The organism is Thauera sp. GDN1 (assembly GCF_029223545.1).
Lineage (GTDB): Bacteria > Pseudomonadota > Gammaproteobacteria > Burkholderiales > Rhodocyclaceae > Thauera.
The window spans coordinates 2,887,021-2,902,986 of the sequence record NZ_CP097870.1; the positions used below are offsets into that span (position 1 = coordinate 2,887,021).

The 15,966-nt window shown below is 68.6% G+C and carries 15 protein-coding genes and 1 tRNA gene; 5 read left to right on the plus strand and 11 right to left on the minus strand.

The window, feature by feature from the left end; all coding sequences use genetic code 11:
* Window positions 1-74: 74 nt before the first annotated feature.
* The 5 genes from CKCBHOJB_RS13250 to CKCBHOJB_RS13270 all read right to left on the minus strand — a co-directional run bounded on the left by CKCBHOJB_RS13250 (window position 75) and on the right by CKCBHOJB_RS13270 (window position 4,276).
* Window positions 75-575: a cupredoxin family protein gene (locus tag CKCBHOJB_RS13250; RefSeq protein ID WP_281049138.1), complete on the minus strand. Its 501-nt coding sequence runs from the start codon at window positions 573-575 to the stop codon at window positions 75-77.
* 73 nt (window positions 576-648) lie between these two features.
* Complete coding sequence (locus CKCBHOJB_RS13255; protein WP_281049139.1) at window positions 649-2,052, minus strand: copper oxidase; 1,404 nt, start codon at window positions 2,050-2,052, stop codon at window positions 649-651.
* A 17-nt stretch (window positions 2,053-2,069) separates the two neighbouring features.
* Window positions 2,070-3,482, minus strand: a complete 1,413-nt coding sequence (locus tag CKCBHOJB_RS13260; RefSeq protein WP_281049140.1) for a TolC family protein — start codon at window positions 3,480-3,482, stop codon at window positions 2,070-2,072.
* Entirely contained in the window at window positions 3,479-3,799 is a 321-nt protein-coding gene (locus tag CKCBHOJB_RS13265) for a hydrolase (protein ID WP_281049141.1), read from the minus strand. Before CKCBHOJB_RS13265 ends, CKCBHOJB_RS13260 begins: the two co-directional genes overlap by 4 nt.
* Window positions 3,800-3,877: 78 nt before the next feature.
* Window positions 3,878-4,276, minus strand: coding sequence for a hypothetical protein (locus CKCBHOJB_RS13270; RefSeq protein WP_281049142.1), 399 nt, complete (start codon window positions 4,274-4,276; stop codon window positions 3,878-3,880).
* Window positions 4,277-4,463: 187 nt separating this feature from the next.
* On the opposite strand from CKCBHOJB_RS13270, the gene CKCBHOJB_RS13275 reads away from it, so the two are divergent.
* The 3 genes from CKCBHOJB_RS13275 to CKCBHOJB_RS13285 all read left to right on the plus strand — a co-directional run bounded on the left by CKCBHOJB_RS13275 (window position 4,464) and on the right by CKCBHOJB_RS13285 (window position 7,274).
* A complete protein-coding gene (locus CKCBHOJB_RS13275; RefSeq protein WP_281049143.1) occupies window positions 4,464-5,150 on the plus strand; it encodes a heavy metal response regulator transcription factor in 687 nt (228 codons plus the stop codon).
* Window positions 5,147-6,550, plus strand: coding sequence for a heavy metal sensor histidine kinase (locus CKCBHOJB_RS13280; RefSeq protein WP_281049144.1), 1,404 nt, complete (start codon window positions 5,147-5,149; stop codon window positions 6,548-6,550). Before CKCBHOJB_RS13275 ends, CKCBHOJB_RS13280 begins: the two co-directional genes overlap by 4 nt.
* Before the next feature lie 349 nt (window positions 6,551-6,899).
* Window positions 6,900-7,274: a VOC family protein gene (locus CKCBHOJB_RS13285; RefSeq protein WP_281049145.1), complete on the plus strand. Its 375-nt coding sequence runs from the start codon at window positions 6,900-6,902 to the stop codon at window positions 7,272-7,274.
* A gap of 101 nt (window positions 7,275-7,375) precedes the next feature.
* On the opposite strand, the gene CKCBHOJB_RS13290 is transcribed toward CKCBHOJB_RS13285, so the two are convergent.
* The 3 genes from CKCBHOJB_RS13290 to CKCBHOJB_RS13300 all read right to left on the minus strand — a co-directional run bounded on the left by CKCBHOJB_RS13290 (window position 7,376) and on the right by CKCBHOJB_RS13300 (window position 9,828).
* A tRNA-Pro gene (locus CKCBHOJB_RS13290) sits at window positions 7,376-7,452 on the minus strand.
* A 48-nt stretch (window positions 7,453-7,500) separates the two neighbouring features.
* On the minus strand, window positions 7,501-8,430 hold the full coding sequence (locus CKCBHOJB_RS13295; protein ID WP_348634871.1) for a polyprenyl synthetase family protein: 930 nt from the start codon (window positions 8,428-8,430) through the stop codon (window positions 7,501-7,503).
* A gap of 135 nt (window positions 8,431-8,565) precedes the next feature.
* Entirely contained in the window at window positions 8,566-9,828 is a 1,263-nt protein-coding gene (locus CKCBHOJB_RS13300) for an extracellular solute-binding protein (protein ID WP_281049147.1), read from the minus strand.
* Window positions 9,829-10,105: 277 nt separating this feature from the next.
* Between CKCBHOJB_RS13300 and rlmM the strand changes: the two genes are divergently transcribed.
* The gene (rlmM, locus tag CKCBHOJB_RS13305) at window positions 10,106-11,200 is read left to right on the plus strand and encodes a 23S rRNA (cytidine(2498)-2'-O)-methyltransferase RlmM (protein ID WP_281049148.1); all 1,095 of its coding nucleotides are present in this window, start codon (window positions 10,106-10,108) and stop codon (window positions 11,198-11,200) included.
* A 135-nt stretch (window positions 11,201-11,335) separates the two neighbouring features.
* Window positions 11,336-12,874: a DEAD/DEAH box helicase gene (locus CKCBHOJB_RS13310; protein ID WP_281049149.1), complete on the plus strand. Its 1,539-nt coding sequence runs from the start codon at window positions 11,336-11,338 to the stop codon at window positions 12,872-12,874.
* Window positions 12,875-13,087: 213 nt separating this feature from the next.
* Here the strand turns inward: CKCBHOJB_RS13310 and CKCBHOJB_RS13315 are convergent, their stop codons facing one another.
* Genes CKCBHOJB_RS13315 through CKCBHOJB_RS13325 form a run of 3 tightly spaced genes read right to left on the minus strand, consistent with a single transcriptional unit; the run spans window position 13,088 to window position 15,904 of the window.
* The gene (locus CKCBHOJB_RS13315) at window positions 13,088-14,467 is read right to left on the minus strand and encodes an NAD(P)(+) transhydrogenase (Re/Si-specific) subunit beta (protein ID WP_281049150.1); all 1,380 of its coding nucleotides are present in this window, start codon (window positions 14,465-14,467) and stop codon (window positions 13,088-13,090) included.
* Window positions 14,464-14,766, minus strand: coding sequence for an NAD(P) transhydrogenase subunit alpha (locus tag CKCBHOJB_RS13320; RefSeq protein ID WP_281049151.1), 303 nt, complete (start codon window positions 14,764-14,766; stop codon window positions 14,464-14,466). Before CKCBHOJB_RS13320 ends, CKCBHOJB_RS13315 begins: the two co-directional genes overlap by 4 nt.
* A gap of 13 nt (window positions 14,767-14,779) precedes the next feature.
* Window positions 14,780-15,904, minus strand: a complete 1,125-nt coding sequence (locus CKCBHOJB_RS13325; RefSeq protein ID WP_281049152.1) for an NAD(P) transhydrogenase subunit alpha — start codon at window positions 15,902-15,904, stop codon at window positions 14,780-14,782.
* Between the last annotated feature and the right edge of the window lie 62 nt (window positions 15,905-15,966).

Genomic DNA, 15,966 nt, shown 5'->3' on the forward strand with positions numbered 1-15,966 from the left:
GCCGGATGTCGAAAGTCCGGCTCATTGTGCGCAGCGCTCACCGACGGGACGCTGACGCGCGCATTACATTTCTGTCAGCCAACCTTGATCGTGCCGATCATCCCGGCCTGGAAGTGACCGGGAATCAGGCAGGCGAACTGGAATTCGCCCGCGCGGTTGAACTGCCAGACCATCTCGCCACGCCCACCGGGCGCGACGTGAGCCATCCACGGCTCGTCATGCTCCATCTCGGGGAAGCGCTGCATCAGTTCCGCGTGCTCGGCGAGCGTCTCGGGCGTGCCGACCACCATCTCGTGCATCACGGCGCCACGGTTCTCGTGGGTGAAGCGGATGGTCTCGCCGAGGCGGATCTCGATGCGATCGGGCACGAAGCGCATCTCGTCGCTCATCACGACGGGAATCGTTCGCGAGACCGCCTTCGCATCGCCCGCAATCCCCCAGTCCTGCTGCTCCTTGGGGGTCTCGGACACTGCCTTGGCGGCATGCTCGGTCTTGCCGTGGGCGAACGCGCTGCGGTGAACGGCAAGCACACCGGCGGCAAGGCCGGTGGCGAGAAATCGACGACGATTCTTCACGGGGATCTCCATCTCTCTGGTGGCTGAATCTTCATTGGCACTGGGGTTTGCGCCGATGGCACGGCGTTCGACTTCAATGAGCTTGATGGCCGGTGGGTCTGCGCACGCTCATCTCGACGGATTGCCCTCGCTCGCTCCCGGGCATGCTCGAGGACCCTGCCGAAGCGCTGCGCGCGGCTTCGGGCAGCGCCGCGCCCGCCCACTCGTAGGCCACGGTCCCCTTGGGATGCCTGAACCAACCGGGGTCGCCATAGTCGCCCCGCTGCTGGTCACGGCGCACCTTGAGCACGGTGAACATGCCGCCCATCTCGATGGCGCCGAAGGGCCCCTGCCCGGTCATCATCGGCAGGGTGTTGTCGGGAAGCGCCATCTCCATCTCGCCCATGTCGGCCATGCCGCGCTCGCCCATCAGCATGTAGTCGGGCACCAGCTTCTGGATGTCCTCGACCAGGCCGCGATGATCGACGCCGATCATGGTCGGCACGTCGTGGCCCATCGCGTTCATGGTGTGGTGCGACTTGTGGCAGTGCATCGCCCAGTCGCCCTCCTCGTCGGCGATGAACTCGATCTGGCGCATCTGGCCGACGGCGACGTCGGTGGTGACCTCCGGCCAGCGCGATTCCGGCCGCGTCGGCCCGCCGTCGGTGCCGGTGACTTCGAACTCGTGGCCGTGGATGTGGATCGGGTGGTTGGTCATGGTCAGGTTGCCGATGCGCACCCGCACCCGGTCGCCCTTCCGGACATTGAGCGAGTCGATGCCCGGAAAGGCGCGGCTGTTCCAGGTCCACAGGTTGAAGTCGAGCATGGTGTTCACCTTCGGCACGTAGCTGCCGGGCTCGATGTCGTAGGCGTTGAGCAGGAAGCAGAAGTCGCGGTCGACGCGGGCGATGTGCGGGTGCGCTTCGCGCGGATGCGTGACCCAGAAACCCATCATGCCCATCGCCATCTGCACCATCTCGTCGGCGTGCGGGTGGTACATGAAGGTGCCGGGGCGGCGGGCGATGAACTCATAGACGAAGGTCTTGCCGGGCGGGATCTGCGGCTGGTTGAGGCCACCCACCCCGTCCATGCCGTTGGGCAGGCGCTGGCCGTGCCAGTGGATGGTGGTGTGCTCGGGCAGACGGTTGGTGACGAAGATGCGCACGCGGTCGCCCTCGACGACCTCGATCGTGGGCCCCGGCGACTGCCCGTTGTAGCCCCACAGCCGCGCCACCATGCCGGGGGCGATCTCGCGCTCGACCGGCTCGGCGACGAGGTGGAACTCCTTCACGCCGTTGCGCATGCGCCAGGGGGCGGTCCAGCCGTTCAAGGTGACGACCGGGTCGTAGGGGCGTCCGTCTGGTGGCGACAGTGGGGCCGCCGTTGCGGCGCTGGTCTGGATCACGGGTTCGGGCAGCGCCGCGAGCGCGGCCCGGTTGACGGTTCCGGCTGCGGCCAGCAGGCCCGCCCCGGCGAGGAAGCTGCGTCGGGTGGTCATGAACGTCTCCGGAAAGCTCAGTGGCCGCCACCGGCTTGTGCCGGCGATGCGCCCGATTGAAGGGTGAGCGGCGCGATCGGCTGGCCGAGCAGGCTGGCCTTGAGCGCCGCCTCGGCACGCCAGAAGTCGCGTTCGGCCTCGATCGCCTGGACCACGCTGGCAGACTGCTGGCGTGCGGCGGCGAGCAGCTCGAACACCCCGATCAGCATGCCGTTGTATTGGAGCACGGACTCCTCGGTCATGTTGCGGCGCAACGGCACGATCTCGTCGCGGTAGTGACGTGCGAGATCGTGCGCGCTGCGGTAACCCTCGTAGGCTACCCGGACCTGCGAGCCGGCGTTATTGGCAAGCTCGAGCGCGCGATTGAAGGCGGCGAGGTAGCGCGCCTCGCTGCCGGCACGCGTTGCGTCGCCGAAGTCGAACAGGGGCAGCGGCAGCTCGATCTCGAAGCCGCGCTGCGACGACTCGCCCGTTTCGCTGTTGCGCACGCCGGCCACATGCAGGCCGTTGACCACGCTGGTAACGCGGGTCAGGCCCAGGCTCTTCGCCGTGCGCTCGAGGTCGGCGCGGGCGATGCGCACGTCGAGCCGGTTCGCGATCAGGGCCGCGCCGGCGGCGGCCTCGTCCATCGGCGTCGCGGGCAATTCAGGCAGCTGATCCGGCAGGCGCAGTGCCTGCGCCTGGCCCGGCGTGAGCCCCAGGCGCTGGATCAGCGTTTCGCGGGCGGCGGTGGCGTTCTGGCGGGCACGGATCAGGTTGGCCGTCTCCTCGGCGGCCAGGGCTTGCTCGCGTGCGCGTTGCAGCCGGCTGAAGTTGCCCGTGGCCTGCATCCGACGCGCCAGTTCGGCAGCGGTACCGGCGGCCGTCGCCACGTCTTCCCGGTAGCGGGCGACCTGCCGCGCCGCGACTGCATCGACCCAGGCCTGGCGGACCTCGGTCACCGTGGCCAGCAGCGCGCTGGAGGCCTGCAGCCGGGTCTGCTGCTGGCGGAACTCGGCCTGTTCGAGGCGAGCGGGCAGGAACAGGACGTCGAGCAAGGAAATGCCGAGCGAGCGACCGATGTCGAGCTCGCGCCCTTCGGCCCCGGAGCGGAACAGGCGCTCGAAGCTGAAGACCGGATTGGCGATGCGCGCCGAACCGGTCGCGTCCGCCGAGGCCACAGCGGCCTCCGCCAGCAGGGTCTGGAACGCCGGGCTGTAGCCGAGCGCGATGCGCACCGCGTCGTCGATCGCGAGTGGCTGGGCGAGCAGGCGATCGACCTCGGCGCGCATCGCATCGCGCTCGGCATCCGAACGCAGCCAGCGCACCTCGCTACCCGCCTCCTCACGGGCGAAGCGCTCGACCTCGGCGAGGTTCTGATCGATGGCGACGCTGGCACACCCGGCGAGCACGGTGGCCGCAAGCAGCGCAACCGGAAGCCCCGCCTTCATCGCTCGCCCCCGTTCGAAGAGGGCGTGAGGTGCCCCATGTGCCCGCCCAGCCGCCCGACCTCCTCGTTGGCGTCCTTCCATGCGCGCAAGGGTTCGTCGACGCGGTAGGGACGGTAAGCGTCCAGCGGCGAACGGTAGGCCGGAAGCGCGTGCGCCTCGGGCTCCATGCCCACTGCGACAGACGGCGTCTGGGTCTGGGTCTGGGTCTGGGTCTGGCCGGCGGGGGTTGGTGCTACGGAGGGCTCGGCCCGCGCGCCCGACACCAGCGCGAAGGCAACCAACAACCCTCCACCGAAGTGGAAGATTCGTCTCTGCATGGGGAACGTCTCGTTATTGGTCTTGTGACGATACCGACGCGGGGCGGCGGACAAAACCGCAGCCCCGTGCCGGAGCGATCAGTTGGGCGCTGCGGGCGGCATGCCCGGATTCATCTTCAACATGCGTTCCATCATGTTCATGTGTTGCTGCATCAACTGCATGTGTTCCTGCATGAACTTCGGATCCATCATCATGCCGCCCATCATTTGCCCGCCCATCATCGGGCAGCCGACGGGGACGCCCTGCGATGCGGCCTCCAGCGCCTTGATCTGCTCTTCCATCAGGGCCATGCGACGTTGCGGGTCGGTCGCCTCACGGATCGACTTCATGCGCGCCTGCAGCGCCGGCACGCTCGATGCGGGCGGCCAGGCCTGCGCCTGATCCATCGTTTGAGCGACAACCGGAGCGCCATGCAGGGCTGCGGCCAGTACGACGACCGGCATGAGGCCGGCGAAACGATGCGAATTGCGTTTCATGATCGATCTCCCATCCGTTGCGCTGTGAATCCGTTCTGGTACGGAATGCCGTGCCACACGATGAATCTTGCGCCCGCCCACCTGTCCCCGGCCTGACCTTGACGTTACATTTCTGTAATCCGGCGTGTGACGCGGGCCCACGCTGCAAGAATGCGGGACGCGGCACCGAATGCGTGGGAGCACAGACATGAAGATCCTGATCGTTGAAGACGAAGTGAAGACCGGCGACTACCTGCGCCAGGGGCTGACGGAGGCCGGCTTCGTGGTGGACCTGGCCCGCGACGGACTCGATGGGCTTCACCTCGCGCTCGACGGCAACTACGACCTCATCGTGCTCGACGTGATGCTGCCGTCGCTGGACGGCTGGGGGGTGCTGCAGACCCTGCGCCGCAGCGGGCGCGAGACGCCGGTGCTGTTCCTGACCGCGCGCGACCAGGTGGAGGACCGCGTGCGCGGGCTCGAGCTGGGGGCCGACGACTATCTGGTGAAGCCGTTCGCGTTTTCGGAGCTGCTGGCGCGGGTGCGCACCCTGCTGCGCCGGGGGCGGAGCCACGAACCCGAGGTGCTGCGCTCCTCGGACCTGGAGCTGGACCTGCTGCGCCGGCGGGTGACGCGCGGCGGACAGCGCATCGACCTCACCGCCAAGGAATTCGCCCTGCTCGAGCTGCTGCTGCGCCGCCAGGGCGAGGTGCTGCCGCGCTCGCTGATCGCCTCCCAGGTGTGGGACATGAACTTCGACAGCGACACCAACGTGATCGAGGTCGCGGTGCGCAGACTGCGGGCGAAGGTCGACGACCCCTTCGAGCCCAAGCTGATCCGCACCGTGCGTGGCATGGGCTATGTGCTCGAAGCGATGGGGCCGGCCAGAGGATGACACGCGCGCTGTCGCTGACCGCCCGGCTGGCGGCCCTGTTCGCCGCGCTGACCGCAGCGCTGCTGGTGCTGGCAGCGGTGGTGCTCGGGCGCAGCCTCGAGCAGCATTTCCAGGAACTCGACCTGCACGAGCTGCACGGCAAGCTGACGCTGATCCGCAACGCCCTGCACGACGAGGCCGCGGGCCCGACGCGCACCGAACGCATCCAGGCGCTGGAGCGCTCCTTCGTCGGCCACGAGAGCGTGGGCGTGCTGCTGCGCGACGGCGACGGCCAGGTGCTGCACGTCATCCATCCCCGGCATTTCACCCCCGCGCAACGTGCGGGGGCCCGCCTGGCGGAGGCCACCGCCGAATGGACGGTGGATGGTCATCCGCATCGCGGCCTGGAGGCCCGCATCGAGCAGCCGGGAAGTCCCGCGGGCGCGGAGGCGCTCGACGTGCTGGTCGCGCTCGACCTGTCGCATCACGTGCATTTTCTCGCCGCGGTGCGCCAGGCGACCTGGGCCGGCGTGGTGCTGGCGGCGCTGGTGGCGGCCCTGTTCGGCTGGTTCGCCGCGCACCGCGGACTCGCCCCGCTGCGCCGGGTGACCGACACCGCACGCGGGCTGTCGGCGCAGCAACTCGGCCAACGGCTCGCCGCGGACGACGCGCCGCTCGAGGTCCGCGACCACGTCGAGGCCTTCAACGGCATGCTCGCCCGGCTCGAGGCGGCCTTCCAGCGCCTGGCGGACTATTCGGCGGATATCGCGCACGAGCTGCGCACGCCGATCTCGAACCTGATGACCCAGACCCAGGTCGCGCTGTCGCGACCACGTTCGGCCGAGGAGTACCAGGACATCCTGGCCTCCAACCTGGAGGAATACGAGCGCATCGCGCGCATGGTCAGCGACATGCTGTTCCTCGCCAAGGCCGAGGAGAACACGCTCGCGCTCGGCAGCGAGGCGGTCGACCTGGCGCGCGAAGCCGATGCGCTGATCGATTTCTACGAGGCGCTGGCCGATGAACGCAAGATCCGCATCCTGCGCCGCGGCGGGGCCACGATCGGTGGCGATCGCCTGATGCTGCGCCGAGCCCTGTCGAACCTGATTTCGAACGCGCTGCGCCACACCCCGGACGGAGCGGAGATCACGATCGACATCGAAACGGATGGCGCGCAGCTCCGCCTCCTGGTGCGCAACCCCGGCGAGCCCATCCCGCCCGAGCAGCTCGAGCGCATCTTCGACCGCTTCCACCGCGGCACCAGCCAGCGCGAGCGCCACGGCGAAGGCGCCGGGCTCGGGCTCGCGATCACGCGCTCCATCGTGCGTGCGCACGGGGGCGAGATCAGCGCGCAGTCGGCGGCCGGCATCACCTGCTTCGCGATCACCCTGCCCCGGCGGGAAGCGCCTGCCGCGCCGTGAAGGCGGCGGCGCCGCTCGATGCGGTAAGGCTCAAAGCTGCGTTCGAGGCCTATCACCGCACGGCGCTGCGGGATGCGGACGATGCGGCACGAGAGCGCCGCGGCTGCAGGTCCAACCGGCCACGATGATTGTCGTCAACCGGTCAGGCCAATTGTCGCCGGCCGGCCATGGACGACCAGCGCCGGAACTGATGGATGTGGTGGCTCGCCCCGCGCCGGGAATCCGCTGGCGGCGACGCAGTCAAAGGAGCTGCCAGGAACGTGTGCGCGGTCCGTCGCGCCTGCGTTCATCGCCACGCTGGCGCTGAAGGTGCGCCACGGGTGGCCCTGCAGGACAGAGGAGGCGCGCCATGTCGGACACGCTGTCGGCGCTGGGTATCCAGCGCGTCAAGGTGATTGCCCTGGCAGTCACGTCGCTCGAGCGGGCGAATCGGTTCTACGAGGACATGCTCGGACTCGCGCCTGCGTTCGAGGGCACGGAACAGGTCGGCTGGCAACTGGGCGAGATCATCCTGATGCTCAAGCCGGACTGGTCGACACCGACCGTGGCGCCGAATCCGCGCATCACGCTCGCCACAGTGGATGCCATGGCCACGCAGGAAGCCCTGCGCACGCGCGGGATCGTGGTCGCCGACGAGGTGCAGGCCTACGGCGACTTTCTGGTCGGCAGTTTCCTCGACAGCGAAGGCAACAAGCTCTGGTTCTGTTCCCCGACGAGCGGATGACGGCCGCCGCGGGGCACTCCAGCGCAAAACGCCGCAAAGAGCGGATCGAACGCCGGAAATGAAAAAACCGCCTTGCGGCGGTTCTTTCAAGCGGGAATTTTTGGTCGGGGAAAGAGGATTCGAACCTCCGGCCCCTGCGTCCCGAACGCAGTGCTCTACCAGGCTGAGCTATTCCCCGACACTTTTTTGCTGCAGTGCTTGCTGCCCTGCGAAGCCCTGAACTATATCAGTGTTTTCGCCGAACTGCAAAGTCCGACAATTGTAGCAGCGCATCCTTGAAATTGGAAGGGGGAAGCACGGAAATCGCGTCGATCGCGAGTTGCGCTTCCGCCTGCGCGTAACGGCGCGTCTCGGCCAGCGCGCCGGAGTCCTGGATTGCGGCCAGCACGGCGGCGAAGTCGTCACGCCCGCCGTGCTCGATCGCGCCGCGCACGAGCGCCGCCTGCGCAGGCGTGCCGTGCTGCATGACGTGGATCAGCGGCAGCGTCGGCTTGCCTTCGGCGAGGTCGTCGCCGAGATGCTTGCCGGTATCGGCCTCGTCGGCGGAGTAGTCGAGCACGTCGTCGATGAGCTGGAAGGCCGTGCCCAGATGCATACCGAAGGCGGCCAGGCGCGCCTCGACCTCGGGGTCGGCGCCGCCGACGATGCCACCCAGGCGCGCGGCGGCCTCGAACAGCTTGGCGGTCTTGTAGCGGATCACACGCAGGTAGTCGTCGATGACGACGTCGGCGTTATGGCAGTTCAAGAGCTGCAGCACCTCGCCCTCGGCGATGACGTTGGTGGCCTCGGCCAGCACGCGCATCACCTTCATGCTGTCGACGCCGACCATCATCTGGAAGGCGCGCGAATACATGAAGTCGCCGACGAACACCGCCGCAGCATTGCCGTAGATCGCGCTCGCGGTCTTGTTGCCGCGGCGCAGGTCCGACTCGTCGACCACGTCGTCGTGCAGCAGACTCGCGGTGTGGATGAACTCGACGACGGCGGCCAGTTCGTGGTGATGCGTCCCCTCATAGCCCATCGCCCCGGCCGTGAACAGCACCAGGGCGGGACGCAGGCGCTTGCCGCCGCTCTGCACGATGTAGTCGGCAACCTGGCGGATGAGCGCCACGTCCGAGTGCAGGCGAGCGCGGATGACCACATCGACCGCCTGCATGTCGGCGGCGATCGGCGCGAAAAGCTGCTTTACGGACAAGGCGGACACGCTCGCGAGAAAAGCGGCGATGGTAGGCGGCGCCCGCGCACGGCGTCAAGCCGCGCACGGGCATGCAGCCACGCCGCCGGGGACTGTTTACTTGGAGCCCTGGGCCCGCATCACGGCGTTGTCGAGCGCCTCCTTGGCGGCCTTCTCGTCGGCCCAAACGCCGGCCAGTTCCTCGTCGAGGATGCGGCGCACCTTCTGGCGCTCGACGACCGGCTGCGCCGACGACTGCGCGGTCGCCGGCTTGTTGCCGAGCTGGTCCACCGCCACGCGCACGTTCTCGAGGTCCTCGCCCAGCAGCTCGCTGCGCGAAGCGAGCAGCCCCGCTCGGTTCAGCGGCAGGTAGCCGGTCTCACGCTGCCAGGCGACCTGGTTGTCCGCCTGCAGCCAGAAGCTGACGAAGCGCGCGATCGCCTTGTACTCGGCCGGCTTCTTGCCAGCAGCGGCCCACAACGCCGGACCGTCGGCCACGGTGTTCTGCGGCGCGCCGGGGAAGTCGTCGTAGTAGGGCAGGCGCGACACGGCCACATCGACCTTGCCGGCACGGCGGAAGTCCGCCCAGCTCGCCGACGGCGCCGCGATCACCGCGCAGTCGCCGCTGGCGAAGCGCTGCTCGGCCTCGGCCTGCTGCGGGAAGACGTGCAGGTAGCGGGCACGCGTCCAGCTCGCCATCATCGCCACGTGCTTGACCTGGAACATGCCGTTGAAGCTGGGCACGGTCGCCTTGCCCTGCTGCTTCGCGACCGGCTCGTTGTGCCAGGCGCTGAGGTTCTCCACCATCACCCGGCCGGGTTCCGACACGGTATAGGGGCAGGTATGGCCGGTATCGGCCAGGCGACCGAGCGTTTCCTGGAGTTCGAACCAAGTGTTGATGCGGGTGGTATCCGGGTTCATGCCGGCGCGGCGCAGCGCGTCGCGGTTCAGGAACAGCACCGGCGTCGACAGGCCCACCGGCAGCGCGAGCAGCTGGCCCTTGGTATCGACCGGGGTGCGCGTCATCATCGCCGGCGGACGCAGGGTCTGCAGCGGCGCGCCGCTTTCCTTCATCAGCGCGTACAGCGGCTTGAAGCGCGGCTTGCCGGCGACGAAGTCCTCCTCGTCGTCACCCTCGAGGATCAGCATGTGGGGCGCAGCGCTGCGCCAATCCGTGGCCGACAGCACGACCTGGACATCCTTGGACTGCGCATTGAAGCGCTCGACCAGATCCTGCAGCGCCGCGGCCTTCGTGTCCGGGAGGCGGTGGAAGAGCTCGATCTGTTGCTGGGCCGCAGCCTGAGCGACCGCCCACGGCGAGCCCGCCGCGGCAAAGACCGTCACGGCCGCGGCCATGAGCTTGAAACGCTTTGTATTCATGAACTTGACACACGCGAGGTAAAACCCGGACCGGCGGTCCGGAAGCGGCGGGAATTATAGATCCGCAGATGCCGCACGCGCAGGGGCGCGATGTGTAACATCCGCCGGTTCGCGCATCCGGACCGCGGATGTGGACCGGCCGTGCTCGCCACAGTCGTCCGACGGGCTTATCATCGCGGCCTCGGCTTCGCCGTCGCGTTCCGCCTTCACTGTCTGCGTGCGCGACTGCCGGCTCGCCCCTCCCGATCCTCTATACGCGCTTGCGCGCGCCCGCCCCATGAACCAGCACCACCCTGCCACCGGCCTGCAATGCGCCGGCCTCATCGGCTATTGCCGCGCCGGATTCGAGAAGGAGCTGGCAGCCGAAGTCGACGATCGCGCCGCAGAAGCGGGCCTGATCGGTTACGTGCGCGCGGAGCCGGATTCGGGCTTCGTCGTCTATGAGACCTTCGAGCCCACACCGCTGGCCGCCTTCGGCGATGCCACCGACTGGCGCCGCCCGGTATTCGCCCGCCAGTTGCTGCCCTGGTTCGCGCGCGTCGACGACCTGCCCGAGCGCGATCGCGCCACCCCCATCGTGGACGCGGTGAAGGCCAGCGGCCAGCGCTTCTCGGGCGTGCTGCTGGAAACCCCGGACACCGACGAAGCCAAGCAGCGCTCCGGCTTCTGCAAGCGCTTCACCGAGCCGCTGGCGCGCGCGCTGGAAAAGAACGGCTGCCTGCGCACCAGCCGCACCGGCCTGCCGGTGCTGCATGTCGTGTTCACCACCGCCACCACCGCCTGGCTCGCCGCCGGCATGCCCGGCCAGTGCTCGACCTGGCCGATGGGCATCCCGCGCCTGCGCATGCCCTCGAACGCGCCCAGCCGCTCCACCGCCAAGCTCGCAGAAGCCTTCATGACCCTGCTCGAGGAAGGCGAGCGCGACAGCATCCTGCGCGCCGGCCAGCGCGCGGTGGACCTCGGCGCCGCCCCGGGCGGGTGGACCTGGCAGCTGGTGCATCGCGGCCTGCGCGTCACGGCGATCGACAACGGCCCGCTGCGCGACAGCGTGATGGCGACCGAGATGGTCGAGCACCTGCGCGCCGACGGCTTCACCTGGCGGCCGCCGCGCCCGGTGGACTGGATGGTGTGCGACATGGTCGAGCAGCCCTCGCGCATCGCCTCGCTGATGGCCGAGTGGGTGGCGACCGGGCGTTGCCGATATACCGTGTTCAACCTCAAGCTGCCGATGAAGCGTCGCGTCGAGGCGGTCGAGCAGTGCCGCGAACTGATCCGCAAGCGGCTCGCCAGCGTCGGTCCCTACGACCTGCGCATCAAGCACCTCTACCACGACCGCGAGGAAGTCACCGCCTTCCTCACCCTGAAGCGCTGAGTAAACACCGACCGCGCGGGCACCGCGCGGACGTGGCGAAGCCCTTGGCGGGTCAAGGTTTTTGTGCCGTGTATAATCCGGGTTTTCCGTAAATCCGGTGGCGTTCTGTCGACCACCTCCAACCCGAAGGCACCCATGAGCTTTGCCGATCTCGGCCTCATTCCCGAACTGCTGAAAGCCGTCGCCGACGCCGGCTACACCGAACCGACGCCGATCCAGCGCCAGGCCATCCCCACCGTCATCGCCGGCCACGACGTCATGGGCGGCGCCCAGACGGGCACCGGCAAGACCGCCGGCTTCACCCTGCCGCTGCTGCACCGCATCGCCCGCCACGCCAACACCAGCACCTCCCCCGCCCGCCACCAGACGCGCGCGCTGATCCTCGCGCCGACGCGCGAGCTGGCGATGCAGGTGTACGAGTCGGTCAGGACCTACAGCAAGCACCTGCCGCTGCGCTCGGTGTGCGTCTATGGCGGCGTGGACATCAAGCCGCAGCAGATGGAGCTGCGCCGCGGCATCGAAGTCGTCATCGCCACCCCGGGCCGCCTGCTCGACCACGTCGAGCAGAAGTCGATCAACCTGTCCCAGGTCGAAGTGCTGGTGCTGGACGAAGCCGACCGCATGCTCGACATGGGCTTCATCCCCGACATCAAACGCATCCTCGCCCTGCTGCCCAAGCAGCGCCAGAGCCTGCTGTTCTCGGCCACCTTCTCGGACGAGATCAAGAAGCTCGCCGACCAGATGCTGAAGAACCCGCAGCTGATCGAGGTCGCGCGCCGCAACATGGTCTCCGAGACCATCACCCACGTGGTGCATCCGGTGTCCTCGGGCATGAAGCGCAACCTGCTCGCCCATCTGCTGCGCCACAAGCCCGACACCCAGGCCCTGGTCTTCGTCGACACCAAGCTGGTGTGCGGCCGCCTGGCCCACTTCCTCGAGCGCAGCGGCATCTCGGCCGACGCCATCCACGGCGACAAGAGCCAGCAGCAACGCACCGAAACGCTCGAGGCCTTCAAGTCGGGCAAGCTGCGCGTGCTGGTCGCCACCGACGTCGCCGCGCGCGGCATCGACATCGACGAGCTGCCGTTCGTGATCAACTTCGAGCTGCCGCACACCGCCGAGGACTATGTGCACCGCATCGGCCGCACCGGCCGCGCCGGCCACAGCGGCAACGCGATCTCGCTGGTGAGCTCGGAAGAGAAGCACTGGCTGTCGGAGATCGAGAAGCTGATCAAGTTCCAGATCCCGCAGGAGATCGTGCCCGGCTTCGATCCCGACCCCGACTTCCACGAGGCGGGCAGCCGCAGCCACCGCGGCCGTCGGCCGAGCGCGAGCGCGGACAGCCTGGTACCCACGCGCAGCACGGCACGCGAGCGTGGCGGCGAAGGGCGCAGCGAAGGTCGTGGCGAAGGGAGTCGTGAATCGGCCCGGGAGCCCGGGCGTGAAGTCAGCCGGGGCGCAGCGCGGGACGGCAGCCGCGGCACGGCTCGTCGCCCGCGGTCCACGATCGCTGCCGACGGCTTCGATTTCAGCAAGCCCTACGAGCCCGTCACCCCGCCCATGGCCGCCATCGCGGACACGCAGCCCACCGCCGCCGCGGCCGCCAAACCCGACCCGCTGCGCCGCGGGCAGCGCCCGATCGCCGTGCTGCTCGGCGGTCTCGGCCGGAAGTAAGCGCCGCACGCCCTCCTTGCCGCCAGGCGGGGACCTCGGCGCGGCATTCGGCATGGCGCACAGCGGCCTCGCCACTGCGCCCGATCCGCACGAGCACGCCCGAATCGGCGCGCAGGACGGACCGGGCCGTGGCGGCGGACATTTCGTCCGCGGCCACGGCCCGGTGGTCGTTGGAGAGCATGCCCGCCAGCCCCAAGGGCGGCGGGCGCTGCATCAGCCTTCCAGCGCCTTCACATGCTGGATCACCTCGCCGATCGCCTCCTGCGCGCTGCCGTAGAGCATGCGGCAGTTGTCCTTGTAGAACAGCGCGTTCTCGATGCCCGAGTAGCCCGCGCCCTTGCCGCGCTTGACCACGATGACGTTGTGCGCCATGTCGGCGTTGAGGATGGGCATGCCGTAGATCGGGCTCGACTTGTCGGTGCGCGCGACCGGGTTCACCACGTCGTTGGCGCCGATCACCAGCGCCACGTCGGCCTGGGCGAAGTCGTTGTTGATCTCGTCGAGGTCGAAGATCTTGTCGTAGGGCACGCCGGCCTCGGCCAGCAGCACGTTCATGTGGCCAGGCATGCGGCCCGCGACCGGATGGATCGCGAACACCACCTCGACACCGCCCTCCTCCAGCAGCTGCGCCATCTCCCACACCTTGTGCTGGGCGCCCGCCACCGCCATACCGTAGCCCGGGACGATGATGACCTTCTGCCCATAGCGCATCAGCGCCGCGGCATCCATCGACGACAGCTCGCGCATCGTGCCTTCGACCGCCTCGCCACCTTCGGCCGCCGCACCGGTGAGCGGCGCGAAGATGATGTTCCTGATCGGGCGGTTCATCGCCTTGGCCATCAGCTGGGTGAGCAGCATGCCCGAGGCGCCGACCACGATACCGGCCACGATCAGCGCCGGGTTGCCGATCACGAAGCCCTTGAAGCCCACCGCCAGGCCGGTGAAGGCGTTCAGCAGCGAGATCACCACCGGCATGTCGGCACCGCCGATCGGCATCACCAGCACCACGCCAAGCGCCAGCGCGAGCAGGAAGAACAGGAAGATCTCGAACCCGCCCGGGGCGTCGGAATAGGCCACGGTCAGGCCCACGCCGAAGGTCAGCAGGGTCAGGAAGAAGTTGACGTTGTTCTGCTGCGGCAGGCGGATCGCCTTGTTCATCAGGCCCTGCAGCTTGGCGAAGGCCACGCACGAACCGGAGAAGGCCACCGCGCCGATGATCGCGCCCAGCGCCAGCAGGGTCGAGGTCACCGCATCGTGCGGCACACCGCGCACCAGCTCGATCGCGGCGATGCCGGCGGCCGCGCCGCCGCCCATGCCGTTGTAGATGGCGACCATCTGCGGCATGTCGGTCATCTTGACGATCTTGCCGCTGTACCAGGCCGCGCCGCCGCCGAGCACGATGGCGAGCACCATCAGGCCGACGTTGTTGAGCCCGGGCATGAAGAAGGTCACCACCGTGGCGCCGACCATCGCGAAGCCGGCCCAGACGATGCCCTTGCGCGCGGTGACCGGCGAGGCCATGGCCTTGAGGCCGAGGATGAAGACCACGGCGACGATGAAGTACGCCATGCTCACGAACCAGTTGGACGTCATTGCTCACCCCCCTTGCGGCCGCCGGCCTTGAACATGCCCAGCATGCGCTCGGTGACGATGTAGCCGCCGGCGGCGTTGGCTGCGCCGAGGAACACGGCCAGGAAGCCGATCACGAGCTGGACCGGGTCCTCCGGGTCGGCGTGGCCGAGCGCCACCATGGCGCCGATCAGCACGACGCCGTGCACGAAGTTGGAACCCGACATCAGCGGGGTGTGCAGGATCACCGGCACGCGCGAGATCACCTCGTATCCGGTGAACGCGGCCAGCGCGAAGATGTACAGCGCAGTAAAGCCATCCATGGTGCGAGCCTCCTTACAGGCCGAGCGCGGCCTTGACGCCGGCATGGCGAACTTCGCCCGCGTGCGTCAGGCAACTGCCGGACATGACCTCGTCTTCCCAGTCGAGCGCGAGCGCGCCGTTCTTGATGAAGGGCGAGATGAAGTTGAACAGGTTCTTGGCGATCATCTCGGACGCATGCACCGGCATGCGGCTGGTGATGTTGGCGGGACCGATGACGAGGACGTCGCCGACCCACACCTTCTCGCCGGCGACCGTGCCCTCGACGTTGCCGCCGCTCTCGGCCGCCATGTCGACGACCACCGAGCCCGGCCTCATGCGCGCGACCATGTCGGCGGTGATGATCTTCGGCGCCTGCCGGCCGGGAATCGCCGCGGTGGTAATCAGCGCATCGCACTGCGCCACGGCCTTGGCCAGGCGCTCGGCCTGCTTCGCCTTTTCCTCGTCGGTGAGTTCGCGCGCATACCCGCCGCTGCCCGCCGCCGACACCCCGGTGTCGACGAACTTGGCGCCCAGCGACTCGATCTGCTCGCGCGTCTCGGGCCGTACGTCATAGCCCTCGACCATGGCGCCGAGGCGGCGCGCGGTGGCGATGGCCTGCAGGCCGGCCACGCCGGCGCCGATCACCAGCACCTTGGCCGGACGGATGGAGCCGGCGGCGTAGGTGAGCATCGGGAAGAACTTGGGCGAGTGGTCGGCGGCGATCAGCGCGCACTCGTAGCCCGCCACCGCACCCTGGCTGGAGAGGATGTCCATGCTCTGCGCACGCGAGATGCGCGGCAGCAGTTCGAGCGCGAAGGCGGTGATCCGGCCGTCGGCGAGTTGCTGCGCGCGTTCGGCGCTGGCCCACGGCTGCAGCATGCCGCACAGCACGCTGCCCGGCTTCATGGCCGCGATCGTCGAGGCCGGCGGGGCCTGCACGCAGAACACGACGTCGGCCGCCGCTGCGAGCGCTTCGGCCGTATCGACGAAGGCGACATCGGCGAAGTCGGTGTCACGGAAGTGCGCGGCCTTGCCCGCCCCCTTCTGCATCACCAGGCTGGCACCGAGGCCCTGATATTTCTTGACCACATCCGGCACGACGGACAGGCGCCGCTCGCCGGGATGAGTCTCCAGCAGCACTCCGATGGTCAGAGGCATGGACGGACTCCTTCACTGAGACGATGGAAACGGAATTCGAAGGGCGCGTCGGCGGCACCATC